17 protein-coding genes and 1 pseudogene are annotated in these 13,851 nt (G+C 73.3%); 12 read left to right on the top strand and 6 right to left on the bottom strand.

The annotated features are described in order from the left end of the window. Position 1: 1 nt before the first annotated feature. The 3 genes from DSM104299_RS29380 to DSM104299_RS10900 form a co-directional block, all read right to left on the bottom strand. Positions 2 to 400 (bottom strand): PaaI family thioesterase, encoded by a 399-nt coding sequence (locus DSM104299_RS29380; RefSeq protein ID WP_349294555.1) that lies wholly within the window; start codon positions 398 to 400, stop codon positions 2 to 4. A gap of 395 nt (positions 401 to 795) precedes the next feature. Further along, positions 796 to 1,281, bottom strand: a complete 486-nt coding sequence (locus DSM104299_RS10895) for a MarR family winged helix-turn-helix transcriptional regulator (RefSeq protein WP_272477330.1) — start codon at positions 1,279 to 1,281, stop codon at positions 796 to 798. 27 nt (positions 1,282 to 1,308) lie between these two features. Further along, positions 1,309 to 2,736, bottom strand: coding sequence for an MFS transporter (locus DSM104299_RS10900; RefSeq protein ID WP_272477331.1), 1,428 nt, complete (start codon positions 2,734 to 2,736; stop codon positions 1,309 to 1,311). A 152-nt stretch (positions 2,737 to 2,888) separates the two neighbouring features. Between DSM104299_RS10900 and DSM104299_RS10905 the strand changes: the two genes are divergently transcribed. The 4 genes from DSM104299_RS10905 to DSM104299_RS10920 all read left to right on the top strand — a co-directional run bounded on the left by DSM104299_RS10905 (position 2,889) and on the right by DSM104299_RS10920 (position 6,155). Beyond that, positions 2,889 to 3,512: a TetR/AcrR family transcriptional regulator gene (locus DSM104299_RS10905; RefSeq protein WP_272477332.1), complete on the top strand. Its 624-nt coding sequence runs from the start codon at positions 2,889 to 2,891 to the stop codon at positions 3,510 to 3,512. 2 nt (positions 3,513 to 3,514) lie between these two features. After that, positions 3,515 to 3,976, top strand: a complete 462-nt coding sequence (locus DSM104299_RS10910; protein ID WP_272477333.1) for an SRPBCC family protein — start codon at positions 3,515 to 3,517, stop codon at positions 3,974 to 3,976. Between the two features lie 109 nt (positions 3,977 to 4,085). Beyond that, positions 4,086 to 5,771, top strand: coding sequence for a hypothetical protein (locus tag DSM104299_RS10915; RefSeq protein ID WP_272477334.1), 1,686 nt, complete (start codon positions 4,086 to 4,088; stop codon positions 5,769 to 5,771). A gap of 96 nt (positions 5,772 to 5,867) precedes the next feature. Further along, on the top strand, positions 5,868 to 6,155 hold the full coding sequence (locus DSM104299_RS10920) for an HU family DNA-binding protein (protein WP_272477335.1): 288 nt from the start codon (positions 5,868 to 5,870) through the stop codon (positions 6,153 to 6,155). 117 nt (positions 6,156 to 6,272) lie between these two features. Here the strand turns inward: DSM104299_RS10920 and DSM104299_RS10925 are convergent, their stop codons facing one another. Both DSM104299_RS10925 and DSM104299_RS10930 read right to left on the bottom strand, forming a co-directional pair. Beyond that, positions 6,273 to 7,271 carry a YihY/virulence factor BrkB family protein gene (locus tag DSM104299_RS10925; protein ID WP_272477336.1) on the bottom strand — a complete coding sequence of 333 codons (999 nt, stop codon included), beginning with the start codon at positions 7,269 to 7,271 and terminating at the stop codon, positions 6,273 to 6,275. Between the two features lie 87 nt (positions 7,272 to 7,358). Beyond that, entirely contained in the window at positions 7,359 to 7,541 is a 183-nt protein-coding gene (locus DSM104299_RS10930; protein WP_272477337.1) for a hypothetical protein, read from the bottom strand. Between DSM104299_RS10930 and DSM104299_RS29385 the strand changes: the two genes are divergently transcribed. The 7 genes and pseudogenes from DSM104299_RS29385 to DSM104299_RS10960 all read left to right on the top strand — a co-directional run bounded on the left by DSM104299_RS29385 (position 7,456) and on the right by DSM104299_RS10960 (position 11,662). Next, positions 7,456 to 7,926, top strand: coding sequence for an STAS domain-containing protein (locus tag DSM104299_RS29385; protein ID WP_349294557.1), 471 nt, complete (start codon positions 7,456 to 7,458; stop codon positions 7,924 to 7,926). The genes DSM104299_RS10930 and DSM104299_RS29385 overlap by 86 nt on opposite strands. Beyond that, positions 7,824 to 8,180: pseudogene (locus tag DSM104299_RS10935) on the top strand (ATP-binding protein); the annotation flags it as partial. The gene DSM104299_RS29385 and the pseudogene DSM104299_RS10935, both read left to right, overlap by 103 nt. 74 nt (positions 8,181 to 8,254) lie before the next feature. Then, positions 8,255 to 9,151, top strand: coding sequence for an NAD(P)H-binding protein (locus tag DSM104299_RS10940; RefSeq protein ID WP_272477339.1), 897 nt, complete (start codon positions 8,255 to 8,257; stop codon positions 9,149 to 9,151). A gap of 72 nt (positions 9,152 to 9,223) precedes the next feature. Further along, positions 9,224 to 10,192, top strand: a complete 969-nt coding sequence (locus DSM104299_RS10945) for a DUF892 family protein (RefSeq protein ID WP_272477340.1) — start codon at positions 9,224 to 9,226, stop codon at positions 10,190 to 10,192. Positions 10,193 to 10,275: 83 nt separating this feature from the next. Beyond that, the gene (locus DSM104299_RS10950) at positions 10,276 to 10,785 is read left to right on the top strand and encodes a hypothetical protein (RefSeq protein WP_272477341.1); all 510 of its coding nucleotides are present in this window, start codon (positions 10,276 to 10,278) and stop codon (positions 10,783 to 10,785) included. After that, a complete protein-coding gene (locus DSM104299_RS10955; RefSeq protein WP_272477342.1) occupies positions 10,785 to 11,183 on the top strand; it encodes a phage holin family protein in 399 nt (132 codons plus the stop codon). Before DSM104299_RS10950 ends, DSM104299_RS10955 begins: the two co-directional genes overlap by 1 nt. After that, positions 11,162 to 11,662: a DUF3618 domain-containing protein gene (locus DSM104299_RS10960; protein ID WP_272477343.1), complete on the top strand. Its 501-nt coding sequence runs from the start codon at positions 11,162 to 11,164 to the stop codon at positions 11,660 to 11,662. The genes DSM104299_RS10955 and DSM104299_RS10960 overlap by 22 nt, the downstream gene beginning before the upstream one ends. Before the next feature lie 55 nt (positions 11,663 to 11,717). Here the strand turns inward: DSM104299_RS10960 and DSM104299_RS10965 are convergent, their stop codons facing one another. Further along, on the bottom strand, positions 11,718 to 12,479 hold the full coding sequence (locus DSM104299_RS10965; protein WP_272477344.1) for a sigma-70 family RNA polymerase sigma factor: 762 nt from the start codon (positions 12,477 to 12,479) through the stop codon (positions 11,718 to 11,720). A gap of 238 nt (positions 12,480 to 12,717) precedes the next feature. On the opposite strand from DSM104299_RS10965, the gene DSM104299_RS10970 reads away from it, so the two are divergent. Continuing rightward, positions 12,718 to 13,836: an epoxide hydrolase family protein gene (locus DSM104299_RS10970; RefSeq protein ID WP_349294558.1), complete on the top strand. Its 1,119-nt coding sequence runs from the start codon at positions 12,718 to 12,720 to the stop codon at positions 13,834 to 13,836. Positions 13,837 to 13,851 lie beyond the last annotated feature (15 nt).

A 13,851-nucleotide genomic window follows, 5' to 3' on the forward strand; every position in this document is an offset into this window, starting at 1 on the left:
GTCAGCGCGGGCCGAGCACCGCCTGGGTCTGCGTGGTCTTGGCGACGAGGCGGCCGCCGGCGTCGCGGGTCTCGGTCTCGACGACGATCAGCGTGCGGCCGGCCTTCAACGGGGTCGCCGTGGCGGTGACCGTCCCCTCGCGAACCGCGGCGAGCAGGTTGGTCTTGGACTCGACGGTGGTCGTCCCGGCGGCGCCGTCGGGCAGGTTGAGGAACGCGCAGACGGCGCCGGCGGTGTCGGCGAGGCTCATCAGCGCGCCGCCGTGCAGCACGCCGCCGGCGGTGGACAGCTCCCGGCGGTGGTCGAGCGCGAGCACCACGGCCTGCGGCGCGGCGTCATCGACGCGGATCCCGAGGGTGCCGGCCAGCGGGACGAGGTCACCGAGCTGCTCTGACGTCATGGCGCCGCAGCCTAGGACACGGCTGTCGGCGCGGCGATGACCTCCCAGGTCATGGCCGGCGGCGGTCGCGTGGCCGCGGGTGGTGAGGCGGACGCGGACGCCGTCGCCGTCGTGCTGCCCGTTGGCGAGCGGCAGCGTGCCGATGATCGCCAAGAACGGCCACCCGAGCGCCGGATGGTCCGACGTGAAGTACCAGACGCCCAGCAGGACGGCGAGCGTTCCGCCGGTGACCGAGGCCATCAGCAGCACGCCGACGACGAGGTCCGTGAACGGCGTCGAGGACGCGTCCTTGAAGCGCTCGTACGGATCGGTGGGGACCGGAGCCATGCTGCTCTGCCCTGAGTGGTGCCAGACGCGCTCGCCGCCAACCCACGCGTGTCCGCCCGCGCGGGTCGCTAGGCGGCGGGGCGGAGGCCCACGCCGACGGCGATGAGCTCGTCGAGCTGGCGGCGCTGCGCGGCGTCGAGGCCGCCGAGGACCTCCCGCACCGTCTGCTCGGCGACCTCGTCGGCGGCCGTCAACGCCTTGGCGCCGGCCGGCGTGAGGGTGACGCGGGAGCGGCGCCGGTCGCCGGGATCGCGGGTCCGGACCACCAGGCCGCGCTCCTCGAGGCCGTCGACCTTCGCCACGATCACGCCCGGCGCGCGGCCGAGGAGCGTCGCGAGGTCCTGCTGGGAGCCGGGGCCGTCGGTCGCGAGGATCGCCAGGATCGAGTACTCGCGACCGTCGAGGCCGGCGGCCGCGAGGCGCTCGTCGGCGAGGTCGGTGAGCACCGTGCCGATCCGGGCCAGCAGCAGCGCCGTCCGGCCCTCCGCGCCACGCGGGATCGCGTGGCCCGCGACGAGGCAGAGGTCCGGGTCGTCGTCGACGAGATCGCTCACGCCCTCCATCGTATGGCGACCGGTCGACTAGGCGCCGGCGAGCGCCGCGGCCATCTGCTCGGAGTCCGGCGCGATCTTCGGCGAGGCCAGCGACAGCAGGATGTTGAACGCCGAGAACGCCGCGGCGACCAGCATCCCGCGCTGGAAGCCGTCGACGAGCGCGTCGGACGGCGACGACCCTCCGGCCAGGGCGTGGGCCACCGCGTTCGTCGACAGCGTCGTGATGAGCGCGATGCCCAGCGCGCCGCCGACCTGGTAGCCGGCGGTCACCAGCCCGGACGCGGCGCCCGACTGCTCGGCGTCGACCTCGGCGATGGCCGCGATCTGACCCGGCACGCCGATCGTCGTGATGCCGGCGCCCAGCAGCAGCAGGCCCGGGAGCAGGCCGCTGGCGTAGGCGGAGTGGGCGTCGGCGGTCGACAGGTACCAGAGCCCGACCGTGCTCAGCAGGGCGCCCGTCGTCTGGATCGGCCGCGTGCCGAGGCGCAGGACGAGGTTGGACGCGAAGCCGGCGCCGACGACGGCCGCCAGGCCCATCGGCAGCAGCTGCAGGCCGGTGCCGAGCGCCGACTCGCCGCGGACCTGCTGCAGGAAGATCGCCGTCAGGAAGAACATCGACAGGAACGCGCCGCCGTTGATGGCCAGCGAGGCGCTGGCCATCCGCAGGCTGCGCAGCCGGAACAGCGGCAACGGCACCAGCGGGTCGGGCGAGCGCTTCTCGACCCGGAAGAACGCGACGAGCAGCGCGACGCCGGCGGCCAGGCAGGCGATGACCTCGGCCGAGCCCCAGCCCAGCGGCTGCGCGCGGATGACGCCGAAGATGATCCCGAGCAGCCCGCCGGTGCCCAGGACCGCGCCGGCCACGTCGAAGCTGCGATCGCTGACGACTTCTGCGCGGCTCTCGGCGACGACCATCGGCACGAGCGGGGCCAGCAGCGCGGCGATCGGGACGTTGACGAAGAAGACCCACTCCCAGCCAGGTCCGTCGACGAGCGCGCCGCCGAGCACGGTGCCCAGCGTGCCGCCGAGCCCGGCCAGCGCGGCCCAGACGCCCATCGCCATGTTGCGCTCGCGGCCGTGCGCGAACGTCACCATCAGCAACGCGAGCGCCGCGGGTGACAGCGCTGCCGCGCCGAGCCCCTGGATCGCGCGGGCGACGACCATCGCGGTCGGCGAGGTCGCCAGGCCGGCGCCCAGCGAGCCGATGCCGAAGACCGCCAGACCGGCGAGGAACACCGCGCGCCGGCCGAGGAGGTCGGCGGCCCGGCCACCGAGCAGCAGGAAGCCGCCGAAGCTGAGCGTGTAGGCGCTGACGACCCATTGCAGCCCGTCGGCGGAGAAGCCGACGCCCGACCGGATGTCGGGAAGCGCGACGTTCACGATCGTGACGTCCAACACCACCATGAACTGCGCGATCGCCAGCACCGCCAGCGTCAGACCGGACCTGCTCCGCATGTGCACGCTCCTTCAGAACGATACGTCTCAGTAGATCGTTTTACGTTAGCACGATAAGATCACAGAATCATGAGCCCGCGGCACGGCCATGTCCGCTAGCGGGGGGCTCGCGTGATTCGTACGTCCGTACTAAAATCGGTACGGACGTACAGATGCCGACGCCCGCCACCTTCACCGCGACCGCCCGTCGCACGCAGCTGATCGGCTGCACCCTCGACGCGATCGTCGAGCTGGGCTACCAGCGCGCGACGGTGGCCGAGGTCGCGAAGCGCGCCGGGGTCAGCAAGGGCGTCGTCACGTACCACTTCGCCGCCCGGGACGACCTGATCCGGGCGGTCGCCGCCGACGTGTTCGCCTCGATCGCCGCGGCGGTCGGGACGCGGCTGGCGGGCGCCGCGCCGGAGGCGTTCGTCGAGACCTACATCTCGGCGTGGGTCGACTACTACCGGACGCATCGCCGCCCGATGCTCGCGATCGCCGCGATCTGGACCGGCTTCCGCGATCCCGACGGGCGCCCGTACTTCGGCGTCGCCACGCTGGCCGAGGAGCTCGCCGGCGTCGAGGCGGCGCTGGCCCGCGGCCAGGCCGAGGGCCGGTTGCGCGCCTTCGACCCGAAGGTCGTCGCGGTGAGCATGAAGGGCGCGCTGGACGGCCTGCTCGGCCAGCTCGCCGCCGACCCCGACCTCGACCTCGACGACTACGCGGCCGAGCTCATCGGCCTGTTCGACCGCGCCACGCGCGCGGACCCCTCATCCCCGTCCCCACCAGGAGCATGACCATGCCCACCGCCACGTACGAGACGCGCATCGACCGGCCCGCCGAGGAGGTCTTCGACTTCCTCGCCGACGGCACCAACAACCCGCGCTGGCAGCCCGGCGTCGTGGCCACCGCCGCGCCGGCCCCGGCCGGTCCGCCGGCCGTGGGCAGCGCGTTCCACCAGACCGCCCGCCATCCGCTCGGCTTCAAGGTCCCGGCCGACTACCGGCTGACGACCGTCGAGCGGCCGCACGCGCTGGCCCTGGTCGCGACCGCAGGCGGCCCGATCCGCCCGACCCTGCGCTACGAGCTGTCCGAGGACGCGCCGGGCGTCACGACCGTCCGCAGCACCGTCGCCTACCGGCCGACCGGGCTGCACCGCTGGGCCGCGCCGCTGCTCGTCGCGCTGCGCCCGCTCTTGGCCTGGGAGGCACGCTGGATCGACCGCGCCCGCGACGCGCTCATCGCCGCTCCGCGAGCGTGACCGCGTCAGCCGCCAGGCGCTCGGCCATCCCGGCGACCTGGACCCGACGTTCAACGGCGGCGGTCCGGTCACGCTGTCGTTCGCGCGCGCCAACCCGCTGACGACGAGCGTGAGCTCCCTGATCGCCGGCGGGGCGGGGCGCATCCTGGTCGCGGGCAGCACGTCGGACGCCAACGGCAAGGAGGCCGCGCTCGTCGCGCGGCTGGACGGCAACGGCGCGCTGGACCCGTCGTTCGGCACCGGCGGCAGCGCCGTCGTGCAGACGGGGGAGGGCTCCGGCGCCAACCGGCCGTTCTCGTTCGCCGACTCGCTCTTCCTGACGCCGACGGGGCGCGTGGGCTTCGGCGACTACCGGATCCGCGCGGGCGACCGTCTCGACCACAGCGCGTTCGAGCTGCTCGACAACGGCACGCCCGACGTGGACTTCGGCAGCGGCGGCCTCGCGACCAAGGACGGCATCACGCCGCCCGCCTACATCAACACCGCGGACGCGCAGGCGGGGCCGGACGGCAGCGTCTACGTCAGCGGGCTCCTGGAAGGTACGCCGATGACAGGCGCCAACCGCAAGCTCGCGCTGACCAAGTTCAACCCGCAGGGATCGGTCGTGACCGGCTTCGGCGTCGGCGGGACATACACCGGGACCTTCTCGCTGAGCTCGAGCGACACCGGGACCTACGGCGGGCCGATGATCGTCGGGTCCGACAACAAGCTCCTGATGGCCGGGACGACGCTGTGGACGGACGGCCGCCAGGCGATGTTCCTCGCGCGGTTCTCGACCTTGAACGGTCAGCCCGACCCGTCCTTCGGCACGCGGCCGGGCAACACCGTGGTCCAGGCGGCCGACGCCGGCGGCACGGACTCGCAGGGCAGCGACCTGGCGACCGGCCCGCTGGGCGCGATCTACGTGGCCGGCCGGGCGGAGGACGCCCAGGGCAACTTCGCCATGACGCTGGCGCGCTTCACGCCCAGCGGCGAGCCCGACACCACCTTCGGCACCAACGGCGTCAAGCGCTTCCAGCTGGCCACCGGCACCGACACGTACCGGGGCTCCGACGTGTCCGACGTCCTGGTCCAGCCCGACGGCAAGGTGCTGCTCGTCGGCTCGGCCTCCAACACGCTGTCCGAGGCCGAGGGCATCGTCCTGCGCGTCCGGACCGACGGGACGCTGGACCCGACGTTCGGCAGCGGCGGCGTCGTGCGCCTCCAGCTCGCGCACACCGGCGGGACGAGCCAGACCACCCGCCTGTCGGGCGCGGCGATCGTCGGCGGGCGCCTGGTGGTCGCGGGCGGCACCCGCGACACGGCGACCAACGGGTTCGTCGCACGGATCCTGCTCGATCCGCTGGCCGACGCGCCGCCCGGCGTGCCGGCGGGGCCGGGAGCGACGCCGGCGCCGGGCGGCGGGGTGGGCCCGAAGCCGATCCCGGCGGCGCGGCCGTCGAAGGGCAACGTGCCCACCTTCAAGCCGTTCACCAGGCTGACGGTCAACGGGACCAGCCACGTGCGCATCACGCTGAGCTGCTCGAAGACCGGCCCGTGCGCCGGGCGCGTCCTGCTGGTCGGCGCCACCGGGAAGGTCGTGATCGCCGCGGCCAGGTCGCGCCGCGCCGCGACCTACGCGTCGGCGACGTTCACGATCCCGGCCGGCCGCTCCAAGACCCTGGTCGTCAAGCTCAAGGCCGCGGCGCGCTCACGACTGCGCCGACACGAGCGCGTGAAGGCGCGCTTCGTGCTCGCCCCGGCCGGCGCCAAGAGCCAGACGCGCAGCGTGTCGCTGGTGCGCAGGACGCGCTGAGCGGACGTCCAGCGACCGCCGGAGACCGCCCTCGGCCCTTCCATCGTTAGGGGCCGCAGAACGCAGACGTCCGGCGTCGCTGGCAGTATCAGTGCGATGTCCACCTTGAACAAGTCCGACCTGGCCACCCTCGTCGCCGAGGAGACCGACCTCAGCAACGGCGACGCGAAGGCCGCGATCGAGAAGACGTTCGACGTCATCGCCCGCCGCATCTCGGCCGGCGACGAGGTCAACGTGGCCGGCTTCGGCAAGTTCTCGACCAGCGAGCGCTCCGCCCGCCAGGGCCGCAACCCGCAGACCGGCGAGACGATCCAGATCGCCGCGACGACCGCGCCGAAGTTCTCGGCGGCGTCGCAGCTCAAGACCGCAGTCAAGGGCGGCTAGCGACCTGCGGCACCTCGTGCCGCAGCGCCGGTCGACCCCATGAGCTTGCGGTGGCGCTGACGCTGTGCGGCAGCGTCACCGTGAAGCACGCCTCACGCCGAGCCAAAGCGCGCGGGGCTAGCCGTCGACCGGGCGCCCGTCCGGCGTGCTCAGCGCGAGCTGGTCGTCGGAGACGACGTCGTCGAACGTGACCGACACGTGCTGGGCGTCGCTGCGCTCCTCGATCAGCGCCAGGCGGCGCAGCGCGCGGCGGTCGGCGGGCTCGAGCGGGTCGAAGAGGCCGCGGGGCCAGAGGCGGTCGGCGAGGACGCTGTTGAGCTCGGCGGAGTAGACGACGATCCGTGCCCCGAGGAAGATCCAGGTCAGCAGGCCGATGACGGTGGCGAACGTCCCGTAGGTCGCGCCCGCACCTTTGACGACGTGGCCGATGTAGGCCCCGCCGACGGCCTGGACGATGGTCCACAGGACGGTCGCCGAGACGATGCCGGGCCAGAGATGGCGGTTGTCCACGTCGCCGTCGGTCAGCAGCCGGAACACGGCGACGAACAGCACCAGGTTGGTCGCCAGCGACACGGCGATGCCCGCGACGACCAGCAGGGGGCCGCCGACGCCGCCGGTCACCAGGCCGGAGGCGACGGTCGAGACGATCTGCAGCGTGCCCAGCACCGCGAGCAGGCCGAGGCCGCGCAGCCGCGAGAGCAGGAAGTCGGGCCGCTCGCGGTGAGGGACGCCGTGCACGCGCTGGAAGGCGGTCTGGGCGGCGAGCGTGACGCCCAGCCCGGCGAGGATCGCGCCGATCAGGCCGATGGCCAGGGCGGTCGGGCTCCCGCTCAAGGACCCTGCCTTGATCTGGTCGCCGACGATCGGGATGTCCTTCAGCGCCGAGTGCACGACCGCGTCCTGCGCGCTCGGGTTGCCGTCGAGCACGAACCCGAGCCCGGTGACGAAGACCAACAACAACGGGAACAGCGAGAAGAACCCGTAGTAGGCGATCAACGCCGACAGGTTGCCGCCCTGGTCGTCGGTGAACTTCTTGATGACCGCCATCGGCACGGCGAGCATCCGATGGCGCCGTTGGAGGCGGTCGAAGGCCTTGAGGGGAGCGAGGAGATCCATGGTGTGAGGTGGAGTCTCCCCTCGCCGTGCCCGCTGCGTCGCGGATTCAGCGTCCGCGAGCAAGCGCTCGCGCGCCATCGTGCTTCATCATGGGCGCGTGCCCTCGACGCCCGACCCCAACTTCGCGCTCACGCTCACGAGCGACGACAGCGCCCACGTCGTCAGCGTGGAGGGTGAGCTCGACCTGTCGACGGGACCCCAGCTCGAGGCGCTGCTCGCCGACCTGCCCAAGCCGCCGATGATCGTCGTGCTCGACTTCTCGGACCTCACGTTCATCGACTCGACCGCGCTGCGCGTCCTGCTCTCCGAGCACCGCCGCGCCCGCGCCGAGGGCTACGAGTTCGTCATCGCGGGGGCCGCCGGACCCGTGCGCGAAGGTCTTCCGGATCACCGCCTTCGACATCACCCTGCCGCTGGTGCCCGACGTCGCCGCGGCGATCGGCGACTAGCGCCTCCGCGGCGCCCCGTCCGCGCCGCCCGTTCACGAACCGCCGCCGGCGGGCACAGCAAGAGATGTCCGTGTCCCCGCTGGTCCGCACCTTCCGCGCAGCGCCCGAGCACGTCGCCGACGCGCGACACGTCGTGGTCGCCTACGCGCGCGAGCACGGCGCCGCCGACCCCGACGGGATCGCGCTGGCGGTCTCGGAGGTCGTGACCAACGCGGTGCTGCACGCCTACATCGACGCGCCGGAGGTCGGGGACGTCGAGGTCGTCGCCCAGCGCCACCCCGGCGACGGCTTCGAGGTGCGGGTCTGCGACCACGGACGCGGGATGAAGCCCCGTCCCGACAGCCCGGGCATGGGCCTCGGGCTCCCGGTGGCCGCGACGCTGGCGGAGCGCTTCGAGGTCGAGGCCCGCGCCGGCGGCGGGACGCGCGTGCGGATGGTCTTCGCCGCCACGCCGGTCTAGGCGCGCGACCCCGGCGGCGCGCCACGTCCGGGCCGCGGATGGTCGCCGCCGGTCGCGCTGCGCGTAGCGGAGGGATGACCCCTTCCCACCTCACCCTGATCACGGGCGCCGCCGGCTTCGTCGGTCGCCACCTGATCGGCGCGCTGCGCGACGACCGCCCGCTGCGCGCCCTCGTCCGGGCCCATGAGGACCTCGACGCCGACGCCGGCGTCGAGGTCGTCACCGGCGACCTCGCCGACCGCGATGGCCTCGCGGCGCTCCTGGACGGCGTCGACTGCGTCTACTACCTCGTGCACTCGATGGAGGCCGGCGGCGACGACGACTTCGCCGCCCGCGACCGCGAGCTCGCCCACAACATGGCCGACGCGGCGCGCGTCGGCGGCGTGCGGCGGCTCGTCTACCTCGGCGGCGTCGACCCGCAGGGCGGCGACTCCGAGCACCTCGACTCCCGCCACGAGGTCGAGGACATCCTGCGCGGCTACGGCGGCGAGCTCGTCGCGCTGCGCGCCGCGATGATCGTCGGCCGCGGCAGCGCCTCGTTCGACACGCTGGCCCAGATCGTCGACCGCCTCCCGATCCTCGCGCTGCCGACCTGGCGCGATCGCCTCTGCCAGCCCGTCGCCATCGACGACGTCGTCGCCGCGCTGGCCGCCGCCGCGGACGTCGCGCCCGGCCGCTACGACATCGCCGGGCCCGACCGGCTCACGTTCAAGGCGATGGTCGAGCAGATCGCCGAGCTGCAGGGCGGCTCGGCCAGCACCTTCGACCTGCCGTTCTCCAACAGCCGGCTCGAAGGCGCCGCGGCGGCGCTGGTGACCGACCAGGACCGCGCGCTGCTCACGCCGCTCATGGCGGGCCTGGACGCCGACCTCGTCGTCGACGACAACGCGCTGATCGACGTCTTCGGCGTCACGCCGACCCCGTTCGTCGTGGCCGCCCGCGCGGCTCTCGCCGACGTCGCCGTCCCGTAGAGCAGGTTTGCCGGGGCGCTCGCCCCGGGGACCTCGCGGCGAACCACCCTCTTCCCAAGATCGGAAACCACCATGGATGCTTCGACCCAGAAGGTCGTGCAGTACCTCGGCGAGGCGCACGCGAGCGAGCAGGCGCTCGTGCGCGTGCTGCAGTCGCAGATCGCGATGACGCCGCGCGGCTCGTACCGCTCGGCGCTGGAGACCCACCTCGACGAGACGCGCGACCACGCTCAGCGTGTCCAGCGCCGCTTGCGCGAGCTCGGGGCCGGCGGCAGCCCGTTGGGCGCCGTGGTCACGCTGGCCGAGAGCGTGATCGGCCAGGCGCTCGCGCTGGGCAAGACGCCGCTGGATCTCCTGCGCGGCTCCGGCGGCGAGGAGAAGGTCCTCAAGAACGCCAAGGACGCGTGCGCCACCGAGGCGCTGGAGATCGCGACCTACACCGCGCTCGAGCGCCTGGCCCGCGCGGTCGACGACGACGAGACGGCCGAGCTGGCCGCGTCGATCCGCGCCGACGAGGAGCGCATGCTCGCCCGGATCCTGCGCGAGATCCCGAAGCTGACGGGCGCCGTGGTCGCCGCCGACGTCGAGGGCGACGGCACCTATGACCTCGGCAGCACCGGTGCCGCCGAGGCCGTCAAGCGCACCGCGAGCCAGGCGCGCAAGGTGCCGGGCGTCGCCCGCGCCGAGGGCGAGGTCAAGGGCATGGTCGCCTCCGAGGACGACCTGGCGATCGACGGCTACGACAATCTGACGGTCGCCGAGATCGTCAGCCGCCTGGACGGCCTGTCGCAGATCGACCTGTCCAAGATCGACGCCTACGAGCGCAAGAACCAGGACCGCACCGGCGTCACCGAGCGGATCGCCAAGCTGCGCGGCGACGAGCCGTGGCCGGGCTATGACGAGCTGACCGCCGCCGAGATCAAGGCCGTCCTGGATGAGGGCGACGACGAGCGCGGCCAGCGCGTGCGCGCCTACGAGCGCGACCACAAGAACCGCACCAGCGTCCTGCGCGCGGCCGGCCGTCAGCACAGCCACGCCTAGTTCCCGAAGTTCTGGTTTGCCCCGGTGTCGGCGCCGGGGAGCCAGCTCGCGATCGCAGTTCCACCACATCCTGAGGAGGACCCATGACGCAGACCGACGCCGGGACCGGCGAGCAGGTCAAGGACAAGGCCCAGCAGGCAGCGGGCCAGGCCCGTGATCAAGTGAGGACGCAGATCGATCAGCGTTCCACCGACGCCGGGCACAAGGTCAGCGAGCAGGGCAGCGACCTGCGCGCGGTCGGCGACCAGCTGCGCGAGCAGGGCAAGGACGGGCCGGCGAAGCTGGCCGACCAGGCCGCGCACCACGTCGAGCGGGCGGGCGGCTGGCTCACCGAGTCCGACGCCGACACGATCCTGCACGACGTCGAGGCCGCCGCACGCAAGAACCCGTGGGCGGTCGTCGCCGGCGGCGTCGTGCTCGGCTTCGCCGCCTCGCGGTTGTTGAAGGCCTCCAGCGGCGACCGCTATCGCGCCGCGTCCAGCCGCGACAGCGCGCCGGCGCTGCCGCGTGTGCCCGAGCCCGGCGACACGATCGCGGTCCACACGCCCGTGCGTGTCGATCGGCCCGCGGCCGTCACGCCCAACGGGCTGTGATGGCCGACCAGCACGCCGAGCTGCGCGACAACTCGATCGGCGACCTGCTCAAGCAGCTCTCCGAGGAGACGTCGACGCTCGTCCGCCAGGAGCTGGCGCTGGCGCGCGCCGAGCTCGAGCAGCAGGGCAAGCGCGCGGGCAAGGGCGCGGGGATGCTCGGCGGCGCGGGCGTCGGCGGGCTGCTGACCCTCGGCGCGCTGACCGCGACGCTGATCGGGGTGCTCGACACCGCGATGGCCTTCTGGCTGGCCGCGCTGATCGTGACCGTGCTCTGGGCGGCCATCTCCGCCGTCCTCGCGCTGCAGGGCAAGAACAAGATCCAGCAGGCGACCCCGCCTGTCCCACAGACCGTCGAGACCGTGAAGGAGGACGTGCAATGGGCCAAGACCCGGACATGATCCGCAGGGACATCGAAGACACGCGCGACCGCATGGGCGACACCGTCGACGCGCTCGGCTACAAGACCGACGTGAAGGCGCGCGCCGGCGACAAGGTCGGCGCGGTCAAGGACAAGCTCGTCGGCGCCACGCCCTCGGGCGACGACGTCAAGGGCGGCGCCAAGCAGGCCGTCGGCGTCGCCCAGGAGAACCCGCTCGGCCTCGCGGTCGGCGCGGTGGCGATCGGCTTCCTGGCCGGCATGTTGATCCCGTCGACCAGGGTCGAGGACGAGAAGATCGGGCCGCTGGCCGATCAGGTCAAGGACCAGATCAAGGACACCGGGGCCGAGGCGTTGGAGCACGGCAAGGCCGTGGCCGGCGAGGCCGCCTCGGCCGCCGCCGACACCGCGCGCGAGCAGGGCCAGGCGCACGCCGCGGAGCTGAAGGACACGGCTCAGGAGAACGCGCAGGCCGCCCGCGAGGGCGTGGCCGGCGCATAGCTCCCGGGGCGCGGTGCGGTCAGAGGCAGACCGCACCGCGTGTCACCTCGCGGGCCTAAGCGGCGACCGCGGAGGCCGCGACGGCCTCGTGGCGCAGCTTGTCGACCGCGACGCGCAGCACGCGTGAGACGTGCATCTGCGAGAGGCCGACGATCGCGCCGATCTCGGACTGCGTGAGGTCCTCGTCGAAGCGCAGGCGCACGATCTCCCGCTCACGGCGCGTCAGCGCGCGGTGGGTGAGCGCGTCCAGCGTCGCGCGGTGCTCGACGCGGTCAAAGCCCGCGTCGACGATGCCGTGCCGGCGCTCGACCTGGGCGGCGAGCCCGTCCTCGTCGGCGTCCTGCGACAGCGAGGACGCGTGGCGCGCCCCGAGGGCCTCGCGGGCCTCCAGGACGCTGCTCGCGGTCAGCTTCGCGTGGTCGGCGATCTCCTCCACGGTCGCCGGGCGGCGCCAGCGCGCCCGCAGCTCCTTGTCGACGCGCTCGACGAGCAGCGCGTGGTCCTGCAGGTCGCGCGGCGGTCGCACCGCCCAGCTGCGGTCGCGGAAGTGGCGGCGCAGCTCGCCCTGCATGGTCGGCAGCGCGTACGAGCTGAACGCCGCACCGTTTTCCGGGTCAAATCGATCGATGGCCTTGAGCAGGCCGATCGACGCGACCTGGAGCAGGTCGTCGAACGGCTCGGAGCCCTTGGCGTAGCGGCCGGCGGCGAAGCGCGCCAGCGGCATGTAGCGCTCGACGAGCTGGCGCCTGAGGTCGGGGTCACGATGGCGCGCGAACCGGACCAGGCGGTCGACGTCGCTGCGCGAAGGATGCTGCATGGTGGTCTCCCTGCGGAAGAAGTGGGACGGGCGTCCTGGGCGGGCGCACTGCCGCGGTTGCGGCAAGACGTCTTCCTGGAGAACTGCGGTTGGGGGGCGACGTCGTCGGCGGCGACGCAATCGACCCTGTTCTCAGGGTGCCCGTGCGGGCCGCAAACCAAAAACGAGTTCCGACGTTGGCCTGTTGCCGCTGAGCGGCCGGGCGCGGCGGGTTTGCGAAGCTGCGGGGGTGAGCGCGATCGAGCCCTACGTCATCGAGATCCCCGACGCCGAGCTCGACGACCTGCGCGCGCGGCTCGGCCGCACCCGCTGGCCCGCGCGCGAGAACGTTCCCGACTGGTCGCAGGGCATCCCGCTGGCCTACGTACAGGAGCTGTGCGAGACGTGGGCGACGACCTACGACTGGCGCCGCTGCGAGGCCGAGCTCAACGCCGCCGGCTCGTCGCAGACGGCGATCGACGGCCTCGACGTCCACTTCCTGCACGTGCGCTCGCCCCACGCCGGCGCGCTGCCGCTGCTGGTCACCCACGGCTGGCCGGGCTCGGTCGTCGAGTTCCTCGACGTCCTCCACGCGCTCGCCGATCCGCCCGACCCGGCCGACGCCTTCCACGTCGTCTGCCCGTCGCTGCCGGGCTTCGGCTTCAGCGGCCAGCCGCCGCAGGCCGGCTGGGGCGCGGACCGGACCGCCCGCGCCTGGGCGCAGCTGATGCCGCGCCTGGGCTACGAGCGCTACGGCGCCCAGGGCGGCGACTGGGGCGCGATGGTCACGACGCGCCTCGCGCAGGTCGACGGCGCGCACCTCGTCGGCATCCACCTCAACATGGTCGTCGTCGGCCGCGAGGCGATCGACGCTGCCGGTCCGCCGACCCCGCAGGAGCGAGCGCTGCTGCAGCGCTACGCCGAGCACCGCGACAAGGGCTCCGCGTACGCGAGCCAGCAGCGCACGCGTCCGCAGACGCTTGGCTACGGCCTGGCGGACTCGCCCGCCGCGCAGTGCGCGTGGATCGCCGAGAAGTTCCACGCCTGGACCGACAACGACGGCCATCCCGAGGACGCCGTCTCCCGCGACCGCCTGCTCGACAACGTGATGTTGTACTGGCTGACCAACGCCGGCGCGACGTCGGCGCGCATGTACTGGGAGTCGTTCGCCGAGCGTGAGCTCGGGACGATCGCGGTCCCGACCGGCGCCTCGCTGTTCCCCAAGGAGATCGTGCCCGCGAGCGAGCGCTGGATCCGCCATCGCTTCCCCGACCTCCGCTACTGCAACGAGCCCGATCGCGGCGGGCACTTCGCCGCGCTCGAGCAGCCGGAGCTGTTCGCCGAGGAGGTCCGGGCGGCGTTCCGCACGATGCGCTGAGCGCGCCCCGCATGG

Origin of the sequence: Baekduia alba, from assembly GCF_028416635.1 — a bacterium.
In the GTDB taxonomy this organism is placed as follows: Bacteria; Actinomycetota; Thermoleophilia; order Solirubrobacterales; family Solirubrobacteraceae; genus Baekduia; species Baekduia alba.